This window comes from Gordonia aquimaris (assembly GCF_026262595.1).
Classification (GTDB): Bacteria; Actinomycetota; Actinomycetes; order Mycobacteriales; family Mycobacteriaceae; genus Gordonia; species Gordonia tangerina.
Map to the genome: position 1 here is coordinate 1 of NZ_JAPKFM010000028.1, position 17,222 is coordinate 17,222.

General features: G+C 63.9%; 18 protein-coding genes. 11 read left to right on the top strand and 7 right to left on the bottom strand.

Annotation, left to right across the window (positions count from 1 at the left end; all coding sequences use genetic code 11):
• Positions 1-1,113: Nramp family divalent metal transporter (locus OSB52_RS20555; RefSeq protein ID WP_266063344.1), on the bottom strand; the 1,113-nt coding region annotated here is incomplete at its 3' end.
• 701 nt (positions 1,114-1,814) lie between these two features.
• Here OSB52_RS20555 and OSB52_RS20560 point away from each other — a divergent pair.
• The 5 genes from OSB52_RS20560 (at position 1,815) to OSB52_RS20580 (ending at position 4,897) form a co-directional block, all read left to right on the top strand.
• Positions 1,815-2,762 (top strand): hypothetical protein, encoded by a 948-nt coding sequence (locus tag OSB52_RS20560; RefSeq protein ID WP_266063345.1) that lies wholly within the window; start codon positions 1,815-1,817, stop codon positions 2,760-2,762.
• Between the two features lie 96 nt (positions 2,763-2,858).
• Positions 2,859-3,194 (top strand): ArsR/SmtB family transcription factor, encoded by a 336-nt coding sequence (locus tag OSB52_RS20565; RefSeq protein WP_266063346.1) that lies wholly within the window; start codon positions 2,859-2,861, stop codon positions 3,192-3,194.
• Entirely contained in the window at positions 3,194-3,922 is a 729-nt protein-coding gene (locus tag OSB52_RS20570; protein WP_266063347.1) for a cation efflux transmembrane domain-containing protein, read from the top strand. The genes OSB52_RS20565 and OSB52_RS20570 overlap by 1 nt, the downstream gene beginning before the upstream one ends.
• Positions 3,906-4,247: a DUF3703 domain-containing protein gene (locus OSB52_RS20575; protein WP_266063348.1), complete on the top strand. Its 342-nt coding sequence runs from the start codon at positions 3,906-3,908 to the stop codon at positions 4,245-4,247. The genes OSB52_RS20570 and OSB52_RS20575 overlap by 17 nt, the downstream gene beginning before the upstream one ends.
• Positions 4,244-4,897: a DsbA family protein gene (locus tag OSB52_RS20580; RefSeq protein ID WP_266063349.1), complete on the top strand. Its 654-nt coding sequence runs from the start codon at positions 4,244-4,246 to the stop codon at positions 4,895-4,897. Before OSB52_RS20575 ends, OSB52_RS20580 begins: the two co-directional genes overlap by 4 nt.
• A 27-nt stretch (positions 4,898-4,924) precedes the next feature.
• Here the strand turns inward: OSB52_RS20580 and OSB52_RS20585 are convergent, their stop codons facing one another.
• The 4 genes from OSB52_RS20585 to OSB52_RS20600 form a co-directional block, all read right to left on the bottom strand.
• Positions 4,925-5,131 (bottom strand): hypothetical protein, encoded by a 207-nt coding sequence (locus tag OSB52_RS20585; RefSeq protein WP_266063350.1) that lies wholly within the window; start codon positions 5,129-5,131, stop codon positions 4,925-4,927.
• Between the two features lie 114 nt (positions 5,132-5,245).
• A complete protein-coding gene (locus OSB52_RS20590; protein ID WP_266063351.1) occupies positions 5,246-5,452 on the bottom strand; it encodes a site-specific integrase in 207 nt (68 codons plus the stop codon).
• Between the two features lie 418 nt (positions 5,453-5,870).
• Positions 5,871-6,194, bottom strand: a complete 324-nt coding sequence (locus OSB52_RS20595; RefSeq protein WP_266063352.1) for a helix-turn-helix domain-containing protein — start codon at positions 6,192-6,194, stop codon at positions 5,871-5,873.
• Complete coding sequence (locus OSB52_RS20600) at positions 6,195-7,094, bottom strand: tyrosine-type recombinase/integrase (RefSeq protein WP_266063353.1); 900 nt, start codon at positions 7,092-7,094, stop codon at positions 6,195-6,197. It abuts the gene before it with no gap.
• A 393-nt stretch (positions 7,095-7,487) separates the two neighbouring features.
• Here OSB52_RS20600 and ligD point away from each other — a divergent pair, with 393 nt between their 5' ends.
• Entirely contained in the window at positions 7,488-8,354 is an 867-nt protein-coding gene (ligD, locus tag OSB52_RS20605; RefSeq protein WP_266063399.1) for a non-homologous end-joining DNA ligase, read from the top strand.
• A 66-nt stretch (positions 8,355-8,420) separates the two neighbouring features.
• Here ligD and OSB52_RS20610 read toward each other — a convergent pair whose 3' ends face one another.
• A complete protein-coding gene (locus OSB52_RS20610; protein WP_266063354.1) occupies positions 8,421-8,624 on the bottom strand; it encodes a hypothetical protein in 204 nt (67 codons plus the stop codon).
• 174 nt (positions 8,625-8,798) lie between these two features.
• Between OSB52_RS20610 and OSB52_RS20615 the strand changes: the two genes are divergently transcribed.
• The 3 genes from OSB52_RS20615 (at position 8,799) to OSB52_RS20625 (ending at position 13,484) form a co-directional block, all read left to right on the top strand.
• Positions 8,799-9,998 carry a tyrosine-type recombinase/integrase gene (locus tag OSB52_RS20615; RefSeq protein ID WP_266063355.1) on the top strand — a complete coding sequence of 400 codons (1,200 nt, stop codon included), beginning with the start codon at positions 8,799-8,801 and terminating at the stop codon, positions 9,996-9,998.
• Entirely contained in the window at positions 9,991-12,426 is a 2,436-nt protein-coding gene (locus OSB52_RS25065; protein ID WP_266063356.1) for a tyrosine-type recombinase/integrase, read from the top strand. The genes OSB52_RS20615 and OSB52_RS25065 overlap by 8 nt, the downstream gene beginning before the upstream one ends.
• A gap of 305 nt (positions 12,427-12,731) precedes the next feature.
• Positions 12,732-13,484, top strand: a complete 753-nt coding sequence (locus tag OSB52_RS20625) for a hypothetical protein (protein ID WP_266063357.1) — start codon at positions 12,732-12,734, stop codon at positions 13,482-13,484.
• 53 nt (positions 13,485-13,537) lie between these two features.
• Here OSB52_RS20625 and OSB52_RS20630 read toward each other — a convergent pair whose 3' ends face one another.
• Complete coding sequence (locus OSB52_RS20630; RefSeq protein WP_266063358.1) at positions 13,538-13,717, bottom strand: hypothetical protein; 180 nt, start codon at positions 13,715-13,717, stop codon at positions 13,538-13,540.
• A 1,171-nt stretch (positions 13,718-14,888) separates the two neighbouring features.
• Between OSB52_RS20630 and OSB52_RS20635 the strand changes: the two genes are divergently transcribed.
• Positions 14,889-16,094: a type I restriction-modification system subunit M N-terminal domain-containing protein gene (locus OSB52_RS20635; protein WP_266063359.1), complete on the top strand. Its 1,206-nt coding sequence runs from the start codon at positions 14,889-14,891 to the stop codon at positions 16,092-16,094.
• Entirely contained in the window at positions 16,091-17,167 is a 1,077-nt protein-coding gene (locus tag OSB52_RS20640; RefSeq protein WP_266063400.1) for a helix-turn-helix transcriptional regulator, read from the top strand. Before OSB52_RS20635 ends, OSB52_RS20640 begins: the two co-directional genes overlap by 4 nt.
• Positions 17,168-17,222: the final 55 nt, after the last annotated feature.

Genomic DNA, 17,222 nt, shown 5'->3' on the forward strand with positions numbered 1-17,222 from the left:
GACACCGCGCCGGTTAACCCACTGCCCCATCAGTGTCGCATCGCTAGTAAAACGCACCAGGGGAATCAGAGCGAAAGGGATTCCAAACGACAAAACGACTTGAGAAACGATCAGAGCTCGACTGGGATCCACCCCGGCTGCTAGAACAGCCACCGCCGGCACCAAGGTGATCATCCGCCGCAAGACCAACGGAACCCTCCGCTGCAGCAGTCCGTCCATGATCATCGCGCCCGCGTAGGCCCCGACCGACGACGATGCAAATCCCGAAGCAAGCAACCCGATCGCGAAGAGCAATCCGACACCGCCGCCGAGGGCATTGGTCACTGCCGCGTGCGCCCCGGAGATCGACTCGACGTCGCCACCACTGCCCTGCAGCGCGCTCGCCGCCAGCAGCAACATAGACATGTTGACCACCCCCGCGATGAACATGGAAGAGGTCACATCAATCCTGGTCCCCCACAGCAACCGCCGATGGTCACCGCTTCTGACCGGCCCGAACCGGTCACGGACCAGCCCCGAATGCAAGTAGACCGCGTGCGGCATCACTGTGGCACCGAGCATCGCCGCCGCAAGCACCACGCTGTCAGCGCCGGCGAAAGCCGGAACCAGACCCGCCGCAGCCTCCTGCGGCGCCGGGCGCGCAACGACCGCGCTCACCACGAATCCGACAGCTACCACCGCCAACAGACCGATGATCGCTCGCTCGAACCAACGCTCACCACGGTCCTGAAACACCAATAGCGCCATCGAGACAACCCCGGTGATCACACCGCCAACGACCAACGGCAAACCGAACAGCAGATTCAGTGCGATAGCACCGCCAACCACTTCGGCGAGATCGGTCGCCACCGCAACGATCTCTGCCTGCCCCCAATACAAAAGCCGAACAGGTCTACAGGTGCGCGCTCGCACGGCCTCCGGCAGCGATATTCCCGCCACGATTCCCAATTTCGCAGAAAGAAACTGAACCAGTCCAGCCATGGCGTTCGCAGTCACCACCACCCAGACGAGCAGATAACCGAACCGTGCTCCAGCACTGACATTCGAGGCGACATTTCCGGGGTCCACATAGGCAATCGCCGCAACGAAGGCCGGCCCTACCGTCGATCGCATCGCACCGACCCGGACACTCGGTCGCCGCGACCTGGCCAACGCCCACCCCCCCCAAATTTCGTACAGCCGTAACTGTAAATGAGGCTACCCGAATCATTTGATAGCGGTATGCAACGCGATCCACGCAAGGTAAGCCCGGGTTGCGCGCCCGCTCCTGGGCGGTCCGATTCTCAACAGTCGGATCGCGGGCAGATCCATCATGCTCGTGTGTGATCGCCACGCGCGAGAGGAAATCAGCAGGCGGAACGGCGACGCATGGCGCCAGACCTCCCCAGGAAGCTGTATCCCCCTCGAACACGCAGATACTCAACGCCGGATCGCAACGACCGGGAGTTGCATCCGGCCTCGTCACGTTGGACACACTACTGTGGGTCGTCGTCTGCAGTCCCTCTCGTGATTTAGTCGAGCAGATTCATTGTTTCCGGGCGAGGGCGCGGGGAAGGAAGATTCGGCAGGCACAGGAGCGCAGCATCCATCGCCGGCCGGTATGTCACCGATGCTTGCCACCCCCGGGCCCGCGCCCGCGGGGTCAGGGTGGGCGTGGGAGATGAAGTGAGACGGAATCAGGTGGGTTCTGGAATTCTGCACCTGCAACCGAGGTGAATTGACGGCAGGAAATCGAACTTAGCTCGGTGGGCGGGCAGGTTCGCGGCGACGCGACGCGTCTGAACATGTCGTAGGTGGCGCCTAGGCTGCTCAGCGTGGGTATTCGCATTGACAACCGCGCCGACTTCTCCAGCGATCAGCTAGCGACGATGTCCGAAGGCCTGGATCGAATGTCGTGTCCTGCGTCCGCGGAGGTTGTGATCTGTGACGACTTCGTCAGCGAGGTACGCAATCTGTTGAGTTCAACGACGTACGACACTGCCCGTGGAACGAATGTCGTTGCCGCGAAGACAATCCCGGTATCTGACGACTGCCAGGTGATCGTGGTGAACGCTGAACCCGTGCGCGGGTTGGAACTCGCGCAGCTCGGCCGACTACTGGCGCACGAGGCCGGACATGCTCTGATCCACTCGCGGATGGAGGGCCATCCCGACCTTGACCTCCGTTCGCCGCAGATGGGTGAACAGGTGCTTTATGCGCTCGCAACGACCGCGCTGGACGAGTACAGGGTTGAGCGGGCCGTCTACGCGCAGGGCTTCCCGCTCGCGCAGGAGGTGGACTGGCCCGCCGCGGGCCAGGTCGCTACCGATGTGAACCTAGATGTAATGGAGGCAGTCGTTGACAAGACAAACGCCAACGACGTCGAACGGCTTGCTGGTGATATCGCTGCGGTTCACAATTGGTCGTCGAAGAAGATGGCCTACATCGCGGCGGCAGTTGCCGCAGACGCGATGCCTGGAACTGTCGACGTGCTCACGGAACAGCAGGTCGACTGGGCGGACTACCTCGAGGGCACGTGGTCTCATCGTTTGGCGGCCTACCGGCTGGCCCCTGACGCTTCATCACCTGCCTCGGCTGACCAACTGCGCCGCATCGTCGCGAAGCTTCTGACCGTCGAGCGTCACTACCTGACCGCGATGGGGTTCTTCTACCGCGAGTACCGCGACACCTGGGGGTTCCATCGTCGAAAAGACAACTCGCTGTTTGCCGCCCGGTTCGAACGTGCTGCACGCGTCGTGATGGAACGCGCCGGTTCTGAATGACGGACGCGACCTGCACCTGCCGCCCGCTCCTTCGGCCGCCCAGCACGTCGATGTTCACTATTTTCTGAATACACGAATCCATGTACAGTTCGCATCATGGGAACTGTTGTGACTGCACAGCGGGACGCTTTGACGAGGTTCGGCTACGCGTTATCTGATTCGACCCGCACGCAGGTGCTGTTGCGGCTGCGGCACGGTGCGGCCTATCCGGCGGACTTGGCCGTGACGATCGGGGTGTCGCGGCAAGCATTGTCGAACCATCTGGCCTGCCTCCGGGGTTGCGGTCTGGTGGTTGCGGTGCCGGTGGGCCGGCGTAGTCGTTACGAACTGGCTGACAGTCGGATTGGGCATGCGCTCGACGATCTACTCGGCTTGGTGCTCGCGGTGGACCCGTCGTGCTGCCCCGACTCCGGTGACCAGGGGTGCTGCTGATGGCCGCCGAGCTGGGCCTACCGAGTCTTGGCCGTCCGTCGCTGAGTGTCGAGCGCCGGGAGCTGTTGCAACGTCGTATCCGTTGGTTTGTCGCAGCGACCATTACCTACAACGTGATTGAGGCCGTGATCGCGATCAGCGAGGGCGCGCGGGTCTCGTCCGGGGCGTTGATTGGGTTCGGCCTGGATTCGGTGATCGAGGTGTCCTCGGCCGCGGCAGTTGCTTGGCAGTTTGCCGGCAAGGATCCCGAACGGCGGGAGAAGGTTGCGCTGCGGATCATTGCGTTCTCGTTCTTCGCGTTGGCTGCGTACGTGAGCGTCGACTCGATCCGCACGCTGCTGGGGGTAGGTAGCGAGGCCGAGCATTCGTCGATTGGCATCGTGTTGGCCGCGGTTAGTTTGGCGATCATGCCGTTGCTGTCGTGGGCAGAACGCCGCGCAGGTCGCGAGCTCGGCTCGTTGAGCGCTGTGGCCGACTCGAAGCAGACGCTGTTGTGCACGTACCTGTCGGCGGTGTTGCTGGTCGGTTTGTTGCTCAACAGTTTGTTCGGATGGTCATGGGCGGATCCGGTCGCCGCGCTGGTGATCGCCGCGATCGCGGTGCGTGAGGGCGTCAACGCTTGGAAGGGCGAAGCCTGCTGCGCACCTGTTGGCCAGCTCGCCGGTGCCGGCGAGGATCACGGGTGCTCGTGCTGCGCTGAGGAGGCTCGTGATGGCTCGCATAAGTGACTCCGCCCGTGACCTCTACCGTTCTGAGATGGCGGCTGCCGCTGTCACCGAGGTGGCCGAGCAGCGGTGGCATCATCTCGAACGCGCCCACATCGTGTCCCAGCCGGACCCCTGGTTGCACACCCAGAATCACGTCGCCATGTTCAAGTTCGCTGTACGTCAGCATGATCGGCGCGAAGCGCTCGGACAGGTCTTGCGCATCATCGTCGCTGCCCCAGGATCGCTGAGCGGACGCTACCCCGAAGGAAACACCGGACGAGTAGACGCCGGCCTGATGCGCCCGATGCCGATTCCCGCCGACATCGCCTCGCGGTTGCAGTCATGAACACCAGCAGACCCACCAAGATCGCGTGGTCGATTGTCGCTGCCATCCTGCTCGCCATCGGCGTCGCGATGCTCCTCGACAGAGAAGACACACCTACACCGACTGACACCGCACTGGTTTCAGATCTGGTGGTGCGACCTGATAGCCATCGACTGACCTCGCCACCGCAGAGCAAAGCCACTTTCGTCGAGTTCCTCGACTTCGAGTGTGAGGCCTGCGGTGCGCTCTATCCGATCATCGAGGACATGCGGCGCACCTACGGTGACCGCGTCACCTTCGTGGTGCGCTACTTCCCCATGCCCGGTCACTTCAACGCCGAACGGGCCGCTCGTGCAGTAGAAGCCGCCGCCCAACAGGGACGATTCGAGCAGATGTATCAGCACATGTTCACCACACAGGCTCAGTGGGGTGAACAACGAACCCCAGCCGACGATCTGTTTCGCAGCTTCGCGGTCGACCTCGGCCTGGACATGACGGCCTTCGATGTCGTCTATGACAGTCCGGCGACGCTCGCCCGGATCCGCGCCGACGTCGCAGACGGACTGGCTCTCGGCGTGCAGGGTACCCCCACATTCTTCCTCGACGACCAGCGGCTAGAGCCCACCTCGATCGACGATCTCACCGACGCACTCAACCAGGCTACGAACTAGGCGAGCTGTCGCCAGGCGGTCCCGCTGCTAGTCCGCGACAGGGTCGAGGTGGAAGCGGGTCGGGTGCGCTGCCCGCACGTAGCGCACTGCTGTGCCGACCCCGATGCCGAACACTTTCATCAGGACCACCGGGTCGGCGGTGTGGGTGGCTTCGTCGTAGATTCGGTCAGCGCGAAGTCTGCTGGCACTGAGTCCGACTCTCCGGAAGACGGCAGTAAGTCCGTAAGGACTCATCGCCTGATCTGGTTGTAGCGCTGTGTTTCTGCTGACGATCAGGTACCGGTTTTGCGTTCGCGGCCATTGACGATGACGATGATCGAGCCATTGTTGAATGAGCCGATGCACGGCCTAATCGAGCGGCACGGTTTGCCGGCCGGAGCGGCGAGCAATCGCGATCGTCCCGCCGGCCAAGTCGACGTCGTCGATCGACAACTGCTGTATCTCTTTCACTCCCAAGGCGTGCACCGCAGCGAGTGCCAGGATGAGCCGGTCCCGTGGCGAATGGGTGACCTCGAACGCTGCACGTAACTGACTGCTGGGCAGCGACTGCGGCACCCGGCGTGCGTACCGCCCGACGAGTCCTCGCGCTGGGCTGGCGAAGATCCGGTTCTCTCGCTGTAACCGCCCGAACAGTGATCGTAGTGCGACATGCACGTTGGGCGCAGAGCCGCCGAGGTGTGCCTCGAGTTCCGACTCGACGTCGTGCCGTGTGATCTCTCGCAAAGACTGGTATCGGGTCGCCCAATTACGTAGAGCTGGAAGGGAGAAGGCCAGGTAAGTTCGGACTGTGACCCACTGGACGGGGATCGAGGGTCGGGAACCGTCCCCGCGTAGCGACCGGATCCAGACTGTGATGTCGTGTCGAAACTGGGGCGGAACATCTTCGTGAAGGTAGCGGTGTACCGATCGCTCATCGCGGCCAGGCGTGGCCGGCGGTGGCGTCGGAGTGGGGTCCATGTCCGGGTGCGTGTCGTCAGTTCGGCGGCAACGATCGGCCACCGGACGTGCGTGGCACCGGCCGGCTGGCCGTGGGGTTGTGCCCGACAGCGTTTTGCTCCTGGTTGGGAGTGGCGCGGCTCAGCACGGGTTCTGCTTGCATGAGCTCATCGACGGTGCAGTCGAGCGCGGCGCAGATCTTGTCCAGATCGTCGAGACGGATCGTGACCGGCGACTTGGACCAGAGTGACGCTACCTTGCTCAGTGATGGCTCAAAGCCCACGTCTTCGAACGCCTTTAGGAGTTGCGTCGGCCTCCATATGTCCCGTTGCGCGGCAACCATTCTCAGATTCCACTTCATCTAACCCTCGATTCCCAGACGTCGAACCGCTCGCTGCGTGGAGGTCAACACAGCGTGCTCCGGATCAGCACTCGTAGATGCCAGATAACCCACCGTGGTGCTCGGCCATTGGTGCCCGAGCAGCCGCTGCACATCCCACAGCGGCATACCGTTCTGGTAGTTGTGCGTCGCGCAGGCGTGGCGCAGGAGGTGCGGAAACAGCTCATCGACCGGCCCGGGTAGATACATTCGCGATGCCCGCTTGAGCGCCTTGCGGAAAGTCTCGGGGCGGATCGGCGATGCTGTGGCCATGTTCAAGGCCGCGACCGCGGTTGGCAGGCGTTCTGAAGGCCACAGCGGGGCCGCGTCGTTGGAGGCGTCGTCGCAGAACTGGCCGCGTATGTTCTCGATGTACCACCAGAGCAGTTCCCGTCCCTCCGCGAAGAGGAATGCTTCACGCTGCCGCGGGCCCGAACCGCGTGCACCTTTGCCGGTCACAACAAACCGGCCCCAATGCCCTCGCTCCCAGTGCACGTCACCAATCTTGACCGCGCACAGCTCTTTCGCTCGGACCCCCGAGAAGTACGCAATCTTGGCCATGACGTAGTCGCGCACCGCGACCGGGTACTTGCGCGACTCGACCAGATCAGCTCGCCACACTGCGAAGAACTCAGTCATCGCCCGCTGCGAGGGAGGGATGCGCAACGCGAAGTCGCCGCGGTGCCGGGGACGGTTGAACGGGTCGACCGGCGAACGAACCGTCACGCCAAATCTACGTGCGATCTCACCACCGTATCGCTGCTCGAGGAAGGCGAAGTACGTGTCGACCTGACTAGCCTTCTTACGCATCGTCGAGTGGTGGCGTTTACCCGGCCCGGAGAAGTACTGATCAAACTGCCGAGACGTCAAACGCCAAGGCACACAGCCATAATGGTCACAAACCTCCAGCACCGGCCTGACCAACGACTGCAACGTCGAAGGCGCCAGGCCTGAGACGTCGCGCGCCCAGCCGTACTCCGCGATCGTCTCGACGAAGAACGCCGACTCATCGGCAAGATGAGCCGCATCAGAGCGCGCAGCTTGAATGATTTCGACGTCCGCCAACCCAGTGGGTATGACAGACCCGGGCGCCTCGGCGGCAACCGCAGCCGCTCGGCGGGTTCGAAAATCTGCCATAAGCTCGCATTATATGCCCCCAACTGTCAGAATCTCGCAGTAATCGCCATATTTTCGGCGCTCTCCCTGCGCCACCAAAGGGCCCCGAGACCAGGAACAACCTGACCACCGTCCTCTTCGGTCCGACACAGAACCCGCCTGCACTCCAGTGGACAGCGATGCCTCGCCCGGGTCACCGACACTGACGTGCTGCTAGTCAGCCGCAACCGCAGCCCGATCACCTCGTCGTACCCCGAGATCGCCGCCGCTCTGCCGTCGGCCGCGGCCGGACACGATGTCGTCGTCGACGGCGAGATCGTCGCCCTCGACACCGCCGGGCGTCCGTCGTTCTCGCTCCTGCAGCGCCGCATGCCCGTGCAGCGGCCCACTCGCCGACTGCTCACCGCCGTGCCGGCAGTGTTCTATCTGTTCGATCTCCTCGAGATCGACGGTGCCGATGTCGCTGCCCTGCCCTACCTTGAGCGGCGCACTCTCCTGGACACCCTGATCAGCAGCCACACCGTGCAGATCACCCCGTACTGGACCGACGTCGACGCCGCCACCATGCAGGACATAGCAACAGAGTTCGGCCTGGAGGGTGTGGTGGCCAAGCGCATCACCTCGCCTTATCTGCGCGGGCAGCGTTCGCCGTCCTGGATCAAGATGCCGCTGCGGCGTAGCGCCGAGGTGGTTGTGTGCGGGTGGGTTGGCCGCACTGCGGTCCGATCGCTGCTGGTCGGTGCCTACCGAGGCCCCGGCGAGTTGGTCTATCTCGGCGACGTCGGCACGGGTTTCACCCACCGACACCGGCGAGAACTCGCCGCCCTGTTGACACCCATCGAGTGCGCCGAACCTCCCTTCACCGGCGTCGCGCCGTCATCGAGCGACCACGTGAGGTGGGTGCGTCCACTTCTGGTCGGCACCGTGGAGTATCGCGAGTTCACCCGTCGCCTCCGCCACCCCTCCTGGAAGGGGTTTCGCACCGACAAGACACCCGACGAAGCGCTCTGGGCAGACCTGCAGTGACACAACCGATGGGACCCCGCAGGGTCTCGTCGGCAGCGCTGCGCAGACTCGTCGTGCAGGCCAGCTTTACGGCAGTTGCTCGACGGCAGCACCAGTCTCGGCGGCATACGCCTCGGCCTCGTGCGCTTGGTCGCGGGTGTAGACCCGGACACCAGCAGCCTGACCTGGTGGACGCACGATCAGCGTCAGATCGGCCAGTGCCGCCCGGCCGCGGGTGGGCGCAACCCGATTGGTGTATCCGCCGCTACCGCCGTCGATGTTCTCGGTCATGACGTTGCCTCCTCGTGTTCGACTGTGATGGCATCCGGCGGCACCCACACGGTGATCGTCGCCGCCGACACCTGATTGGCACTTTCGATGCGCAGCTCGCAGATCCCCCGCCACAGGCCGTTGGTCCTGTTAACTGCACCAACACGTGAACCGACCCTGCGGTGGAGGCAGTTGATGGACGATCTGAGACGCAGCGTGCTCGAAGGGCAAGTCGACGTACCCGCGGTCGGCGAGGTCTGCCGGCGTCTACCGCCAAACGTTCCGCCGTACGTGGTGGCGATGAACGGCGAGGAGGTCGCGCCGATCGTCGACTATCTGACGAGTCTGACGCTGTCAGATATGAGCCCGTTGACGGTGCGATCGTATGCCCACGATCTGCTTCGTTGGTGGAGGATTCTGGCGGTGGTCAACGTCGACTGGGATCGCGCCACCACCTCTGATGTCGAGCTTCTGGTGGGTTGGCTGCGGATCACGCCGAATCCGCAACGCCGACGCAGCGACCAATCGGCGCCGCAACCCGGAACGGTGAACCTGCGCACCGGAAAGCCGCTGTTGGCCAGAGGATATGCCCCATCGACAATCAACCATGCACTGACCGTTGTCTCCGGGTTCTACGAGTTCCACCTCCTATACGGACGCGGTCCGCTGCTTAACCCGGTTCCTGTGTCTGCCGCGCGACGCCGGATGACCCGCCACCACAGTCCACTCGAACGTGATGCGCCGCAACGGCGAGGACCGCTGCGTCAACGGAGCCCACGTCGCGTTCCCCGATCGATCCCAGATGGCCTGTGGGACGAGCTGTTCACGACGATGTCTCACGACCGTGACCGTGCGCTGCTGGCCTTCTTCGTCTCCTCGGGCGCCAGGGCCAGCGAACTGTTGGGCGTCACAGGAGCAGACGTGGACTGGGCGAACAAGAAGCTATGGGTGGTGTCCAAGGGCAGCCGCGAAGTGGCCGCGGTGCCCGGCTCCCCCGAGGCGTTCACCTACCTAGCCCAATACTTCCAACAGTGCGGAATACCAAGACCCGCAGAACCGGTATGGCGGACACTGCGTGGTGAGCCGCGTCCTTTGACGTACTGGGCGATGCGACGAATCATGCAGCGCGCCAATGTCGTACTGGGCACGAACTGGACTCTGCACGATCTACGACACACCGCCGCCACACGGATGGTCAACGACCCCAATCTGACGCTGCCCGAGGTACAGACCATCCTGCGTCACCGGCACCTGTCAGCGACCGAGCAGTACCTGCAACCACGGGTCGAAGAACTCCACGACAAACTGCAGGAGCACTTCGCTCGTCCCCGCCCCGAACTCACCTACAGCCCCGGGTACCACACTGACGACATCGCGACGGTGTTCGGTGAATAGGGCCAGTGGCAAAGAACGGGCCCGGATACCCCGCCAGCCTGACGGCGCAGCGCCAGCGACCCGCTACACCAGACCCACGATCGTTGCTCAACCCGCCGAGCCGCGGGCAGTGGACCGCTACGGCGACCTGTCAGCGGCACCCATGCCGATGATCGTTGCGCTCGCTACCAGCGTGTGGCCCGAGCCAGTCCATCGGCGGCGCAGCCGCAACCGCGGGCTGGACAAGATCGGCGACTACCTGCGCGGTTATCCCGGCGAAACGTGGCAACAACGGTGGGACGCATGCGAAATCAACACTCGACTATTGCCCGCCGGCGACGCCTCGCCCACAGGCACAACGACTACCCGCGCCGAGTTCGCGCAGGGCCTTGAAGCGCTGTTCGCGCTGCGCGTGATCCGCCCGACATTGCAAGCCCTACGGGCCAACAAACTGATGCGCTACGCCCACGAGTTCGCCCAGGCCGAAGGCGATCCCGAGCTGGAGCGCTTCATCACCGCCGTCGATGAGACCGACGCCGGCGACAAGTTCAAACGGTGGGCCGTCTTCGACGTATGCACTGCGCTGACCTACCAAGGCATCCCGTTCGCCGATCTCACGCCCGAAGCATTCATGGACTACGCGGTCCGCACACGCGAAACCACCGGGCGCAACGGGGAGCACCTCGGCAAGTACGTCGGGCACCTGGCTTGGCAGGTCCTGCACGGATGCGGGCACTTCCGAGCCTCAGCACCACCCACGCTGCGGGGTGCCCTACGGGCGCCGCAGCTGACAACCACACAGATGGTTGACCAATATCCTGTGCGCAACCAGCCGGTACGGCAGCTTCTCATCGACTACCTCGATCGCCGCGGCGCCGAGATCGACTACGCCTCCCTGGCACGACAGGCACACCTCATCACGAAGCTGTTCTGGCTGGCGATCGAACAGCTCAATCCCGGACAAAGCGATCTCCGCGTGTCCCACGAGCTCTATGCCCGGTGGCGAGAAGACATCACCGTCTGCGACGACGGCAGCCCACGCACCGACCAGGCAACTGTGCTCGGCGCCGTGCGCACCATGTACTTCGACATCAACCTGTGGGCCACTCACGAACCCGAGAAGTGGGCGCACTGGGCCGCGCCCTGCCCCGTCCCGCGCAGCGACATCCGCATGCTGATGAACCACAGACACCGCGTCCGCGAACGAACCCACGCCACCATCCGCACCCTGCAACCGCTGCTACCGGCACTCGTCGACGCCGTCGCCACCCGGTACGAGACGTGGCGCATCCTCCTCGACGCCGCCACTGGTATCGACGATCAGCAACACTTCACCGTGGGCGACCGGAGCTACACTCGCATCTACTCCCGCGAGGACCGCCGCCTGGTCGCCCAAGGCATCGCGCCACGAGTCCGGGTGCACGATCATCAGGCCGGCAAAGGCGTCGATGTCAACCGGCAGGAAGACGCCGCGTTCTGGGGGTGGGCCATCGTAGAAACGCTGCGGCACAGCGGATTACGTATCGAAGAACTCACAGAACTGTCCCAGTTGAGCATTCGACAATACCGACGACCCAACGGCGAAGTCATCGCGCTACTGGTGGTGGCGCCGTCCAAGACCGACCGCGAACGCGTCATCCCTATGTCTGCGGACCTGTTCCACGTCATCGCCTGCATCATCCGCCGGATCACCGCCGGCCGAGCGACAGTGCCGCTGGCCACCCGCTACGACGACTACGAACGCATCACCAGCGACCCTCAGCCATTCCTGTTTCAACGCCGCATCGGCCAACGCGTCGAGGTGATGACCACCGGCGCGATCGGCACACACCTGCGCAACGTGTGCGCTGACATCGCCACCACCGACCCACGTTTCGACGGGATCCACTTCCGGCCCCACGACTTCCGCCGACTGTTCGCCACCGAACTGGTCAACAACGGCCTCCCCATCCACATCGGCGCCGCCCTGCTTGGGCACCTCGACCTCGAGACCACCCGCGGCTACGTTGCCGTGTTCAACGAAGATGTCACCCGCCACTACCAAGCCCACCTACAACGCCGGCGCGCACTGCGGCCGCCGGAGGAGTACTCACCCGTCACCGACATCGAATGGGCAGAGTTCGAAGCGCACTTCGACAAACGCAAGGTCGAACTCGGCGGGTGTGGCCGACCCTACGCCACACCGTGCAGTCACGAACACGCCTGCATCCGCTGCCCCATGCTGCACATCGACCCCAAAATGCTGCCACGCCTCGATGACATCGAAACGAGCCTGCTCGAACGCAGAGACCGCGCCCACACCGAGAATTGGCTCGGTGAAATCGAAGGGATCGACCTCACCCTGTCGTTCCTGCGCAGTAAGCGAACCGACGTGGAGCGACGGCTCCGCCGACATACTGACCTCGGGATACCGACAACGGAAACCAGGAAGAATAGTCTGGACTCATAGGTGAGCTCTCGTGGGTCGAACTTATGGGCCGTCAAGCGGCCAGCGCAACCCTGCACGTCTCCGGCACAATGGATTACATGGACGATCCGGCAACCGCAGTTCTCGTGACAGGAGCGGGGACGTCTTAGTTAGCTACCGACGAGCGTCGGCTCAAACTGGCTCGGCCGACCTGAGAAGCCGCCGAGTGTCCTAGGAGCAGGAAGTTCACCCCGTTACGCTAACTGCGTTTAGGACTTCCGACCTACGTCACACCTAGCCGAGAGTCGAACAACGCCGACAGCAACTCGCACACGGAGGTTGAGTTAATGCAGCGACCGGACAACGAGGTACCTGTGTCCGTACCTGTCCATGGCGTGCTGAACCGAACCCCAGAAATGGCGATTGCGCTGGTCTCGACGCTGGTGTTCTCCACGGGGCTCGAATGGACGATCGAGGCGTTCAAACGATCGCCTGACGGAGTGCCGATGGGCGGCTACGGTTTTGGCCGCCCGGAAACCGGATCGAGCCCGGCGATGCTGTTTGGCGTCCAGTTCGCCGACGGCAGTTTCGCATCAAACATGCCTGGAAGCAGACGCACGACGGGCGGATTGTCAAACGGTGGGTCTCGGGGAGGGTTGCAACGAAACCAAACCACGCTACGGCTTGACCGCCACCCACCTCCGGGACCGTTCACCATCGTCACTGCCTGGCCGTTCTACGACGTTCCCGAAGCCCAAGTGACCTTCGACGCCGACGTCATACTGGCAGCTGTCTCGGACGTCCAGCGGCTGTGGGACCCCGTCCTTCCGCAAGACCACCCGCATGCGATCCCTGCACGTCAAGAGCCGTTCGATCGGATGCTGGTGATCCCCCGGATCGGGTGGTTCGCTGAGCGATTCAAGCCGAGCTCCCCGCAAAGATCGCACATCGACAAGCACGGCAGACAACGGATCTACATTGCTTATGGCGGTGACCCAGAAGAGTCCCCGGTGACACACCGCGGCTGGCGCATGGCCGCCGAAGACGAGGACGCCGGAACCAAAGCAAACCCCTCGAAGGACCCCGAGGACGAGCAATGAATCAACCGGCGCGACGACATTCAATGAGCCGACCTGGTTGATCGCTACTTGACTTAGTGCAGAGAAGCCAGTTGCAGCCAGGCGGTTTGCTGCGCCGGCATGGTGGGTTCGATGCGGACACCGAATGCGCGTACCCGTAGCGAGACGCTGCCGGCGGCGGTGACGTAGGGGCGGCTGCAGGAGGGGTCTGCGGTGGCCATGTCGATCAGGACCGGGCGGGGTGGGTCGAACACGCGCAGTGTCCTTCGATCGGGCCACCCCGAATAGTCGAACATACTTTCGACAGTGTAGTACCCTGCTCGGTGTGGGTGGTGTGCTCCTGAGGGAAGAACAGGGGCACACCACCCACATCACTCGCGGGACCAGGGCGGGGTGCGATGATCGGACTCGGTGGCGTGGCGATCGTGGACGGCCGGTGGGCGTTCCTTGTCGCGGTAATCGGCGGCGGGGTCGCGGCGATTGTGGACGACCGGTGGGCGGCCGGTGTCGCGTTGATCGCCTTCGGGATCGCTCTGACTGGTGCTGGTGTTTGGACTGTCCGAGATGCGCGCGGGGCATCTGCGGTCGATGACAGCCAGGCGCCCGAACAACTCGCCCTGTTTGACATCGGGACAGACGCGGACGGCCGTCGCCGATAATGTCTGACTACGTCGTCAGCACGGGACTCTGGCACACGCACGCATCTGCGTTAGCCTCGGGAGGCGCAACCGAAGGTGGTCACGAAAATCGTTGCCTGACAGCGGGGCATTCGAGGTCTCATCACCAGCCCCGGCGAGAGGCAAAAGCCCGAGGCCGTGCAGCGTTGGCGCCGGCTCCAACACGATGACTTGCGGATTGGCGTCGCGGACCCGCGAGTGCGACTTGTTGGCTACAGACCCGCGACCAACTGTTCGACCTTCTGTCCCTCGACAGCCGAGGGGCCCTCGTCGATCTGGACGAACACTAAGGGCGTTCGATGACCCGCATCGATGCAGGCCAGCGAGCGATGCCGCCTCGTCGTATCCGCTTCTGCTGCGATCGGGGTCGCACTCGTCCCGACTGACGCGTGCATCGAGGCCGGATGATCCGGAATTCACCTGATCGGAGGACGCGAACCGCCGACAGCAGCGGCGGCGACGAGGACCGCAGTGTCACCGCGGGTCTCGTGGGCTCCGATGGATGGATGTGGCCGCCAGCATTCTGCGCGATCCCCATTGCTAACTTTTACTGAAGGGGTCGAGCGTCACTTGAATGGACCGCGCCGGTGGATCGTGGCCGCAACCCGGTCGATTTTCGCCAGGCATCCCGTCCGACTCGACATCGACCTGGGTCGCCGACCACACGAGACAAGATGTCACATTTCTGATACACGAATCCATGTAAAGTCCGTGATACAAACGGCATATCTAGCAGGAACAGGTGGGCATGGCCGAGTCGGCAGAGGCATCGAGGAAGACGACGGCTCGGATCGTCTGGGACACCGCGGACAAGTTCCTGCGCAACATAGTCGATGAAGAGGACTACGGGGACTACATCCTGCCGTTCACGGTCCTCCGCCGTCTCGAATGCATGCTCGCCGATAGCAAGGACGACGTCATCAAATACGTCGGCGCCTTAGCCGGTATGCCCCATCACCTCATCGACATCGCGGTCAAAGATAAGTTCGGCCTGAGCTTCTACAATGTTTCGCGGCTCGACCTCGCCACTATCGCCTCGGTTGACGACAACGTGGACAGGTCGCTCAAGAGCTACATCGACGGATTCTCAAACAACATCGCCGACATCTGGGTCTCTTTTGACTTCACCCGCCGCGTCAAGGTCCTCGCCGATGCTAACCGCCTGCACGCCGTCGTCAAGCACTTCTCTACGCTCGACCTCAGCCCGAGGAACCTGAGCAACACCGGGATGGGTGACGTCTTCGAAGATGTCATGTACCGGGCCTTCAACAAGAAGGGGAAGGCTGCCGGTGCTTTCTATACCCCGCGCGACGCCATTCAGCTCATGGTCGACGTCCTGATCGCACGCGATGACGACACTCTTGCCGGCGAGAGCGCCCTGCGTTCGATCTACGACCCGACCGCCGGTTCAGGCGGCCCCGGCGGGTTCTACGCTCGAAGCAGGAGGTGGCGAATCGATGACGATCGCCGGCGAACTCGAGCGGGCCCGAGGAGAGTTCGAGGCCGGCGACTGGTCGACGGCTCTGCGGCGCTGGATGGACATCGATCCGGCCGAACTCCGTCCGGACGATCTCGGCAGGCTCGGTGTCGCCGCGTATCTCGGTGGTCACGATCAGACCGCTCTCGACGCGCTGCACCACGCCTTCGCAGCCGAACTCGACAACGCGAACGTCCCCGCCGCCGTGCGGTGCGCGTTCTGGATGGCGATGATCGCCACGATGGCCGGCGACCCCGTCGTCGGCCAGGGCTGGACCGCGCGCGCCAACCGGCTGCTCGCCGATCACGACGCCGACGTGGTGGAGCGCGGATACATCGAAATCGTGCGCATGTACGCACACATCGATGCCGCCCGATGGCCACAGGCGTTCGACTGCGCACGTGCCGTCGCAGGGACGGCTCATCCTGGAAGAAGGCCGGGTACCCGAGGGCCTGGCGCTGTTCGACGAGGCGATGACGAGGGTGGCCGCCGGCGAGGTGTCCGCGGTGTTCGCCGGCCAGGTGTACTGCACCATGATCGAGGGCTGCCAACGAGTGTTGGATGTCGGCCGGGCCGCCACCTGGACCGCGGCGCTGACCCGATGGTGTGACCGCCAACCGGGACTGGTGCCGTTCACCGGACAGTGCGCCGTGCACCGCGGGCAGATGTGCACGTTGTCGGGTGCGTTTCGCGATGCGATCGCCGAATTCGATGCGGCGCTGGCGCGATACCTCGACACGTCAGCGTCCGCAGCAGGTCTGGCCTTCGCCGAGCGCGGTGAGGTGTACCGCATTCTCGGCGATCTGGACAATGCGGAACTGTCGTTCTCGCAGGCAGGAGCACATGGCTATGATCCGCAGCCGGCCCTGGCCCGGCTGTGGCTGGCCCGCGGGCGAGCGCAGGCCGCGGCGGGCGAGGCCCAATGTCTGTTGCTGGAGTCCACCGAACCGGTGTTGCGGGCCCGCATCCTGCCCGGCGCAGTGGAGATCCTGCTGGCGACCGGGGCGGTGGCGCAATCGCGGCCGCTGGCAGCCGAACTCGCCGAGATCGGCGATCGGTTCGGGTGCGTTGCGTTGCAGGCCAAGGCGGCGTTCGCGTCGGGCACGGTCGAACTCGCCGACGACGATCCGGCCGGTGCCCTACCCTACCTGCGCAAGGCACGTCAGCAATGGATGGAGTTGCACTGTCCGTACGAGGCAGCGCGCTGCCAGGCAGCGATCGGCCGCGGTCTGCTCGCCCTGTCGGACTCCGATTCGGCCCGAGCCGAATTGGCCGCCGCCGGTCGCATCTTCGACGCTCTGGGCGCCCGACCGGACGCCGAGGCCGTCGCCGACCTACTCGGTCCCGACGCTCACCCGGCGGGCCTGTCCGATCGCGAGGTCGAGGTGTTACGCCTGGTCGCCACCGGACGGAGCAACGGTCAGATCGCCGAAACGCTGACCCTGAGTGAGAAGACGGTGTCGCGGCATCTCTCCAACATCTTCGCCAAGCTCGACGTGAACACCAGGACCGCGGCAACGGCTTACGCCTACGAGCACGGCCTGATGTGATTCGGCTATCCATGACGACAGGCCGGTGTCTCATGTCACTTGCCCATCGAGAACT

Bases quoted from the DNA above. Each gene is read 5' to 3' on its own strand.
- OSB52_RS20625 (WP_266063357.1), top strand. From the start codon at position 12,732: ATGCAGCGACCGGACAACGAGGTACCTGTGTCCGTACCTGTCCATGGC.
- OSB52_RS20585 (WP_266063350.1), bottom strand. From the start codon at position 5,131: ATGAGTCCTTACGGACTTACTGCCGTCTTCCGGAGAGTCGGACTCAGT.
- OSB52_RS20595 (WP_266063352.1), bottom strand. From the start codon at position 6,194: ATGAAGTGGAATCTGAGAATGGTTGCCGCGCAACGGGACATATGGAGG.
- OSB52_RS20610 (WP_266063354.1), bottom strand. From the start codon at position 8,624: ATGACCGAGAACATCGACGGCGGTAGCGGCGGATACACCAATCGGGTT.
- OSB52_RS20575 (WP_266063348.1), top strand. From the start codon at position 3,906: ATGGCTCGCATAAGTGACTCCGCCCGTGACCTCTACCGTTCTGAGATG.
- OSB52_RS20635 (WP_266063359.1), top strand. From the start codon at position 14,889: ATGGCCGAGTCGGCAGAGGCATCGAGGAAGACGACGGCTCGGATCGTC.
- OSB52_RS20580 (WP_266063349.1), top strand. From the start codon at position 4,244: ATGAACACCAGCAGACCCACCAAGATCGCGTGGTCGATTGTCGCTGCC.
- OSB52_RS20565 (WP_266063346.1), top strand. From the start codon at position 2,859: ATGGGAACTGTTGTGACTGCACAGCGGGACGCTTTGACGAGGTTCGGC.
- OSB52_RS20640 (WP_266063400.1), top strand. From the start codon at position 16,091: ATGACGAGGGTGGCCGCCGGCGAGGTGTCCGCGGTGTTCGCCGGCCAG.
- OSB52_RS20615 (WP_266063355.1), top strand. From the start codon at position 8,799: ATGGACGATCTGAGACGCAGCGTGCTCGAAGGGCAAGTCGACGTACCC.
- OSB52_RS20570 (WP_266063347.1), top strand. From the start codon at position 3,194: ATGGCCGCCGAGCTGGGCCTACCGAGTCTTGGCCGTCCGTCGCTGAGT.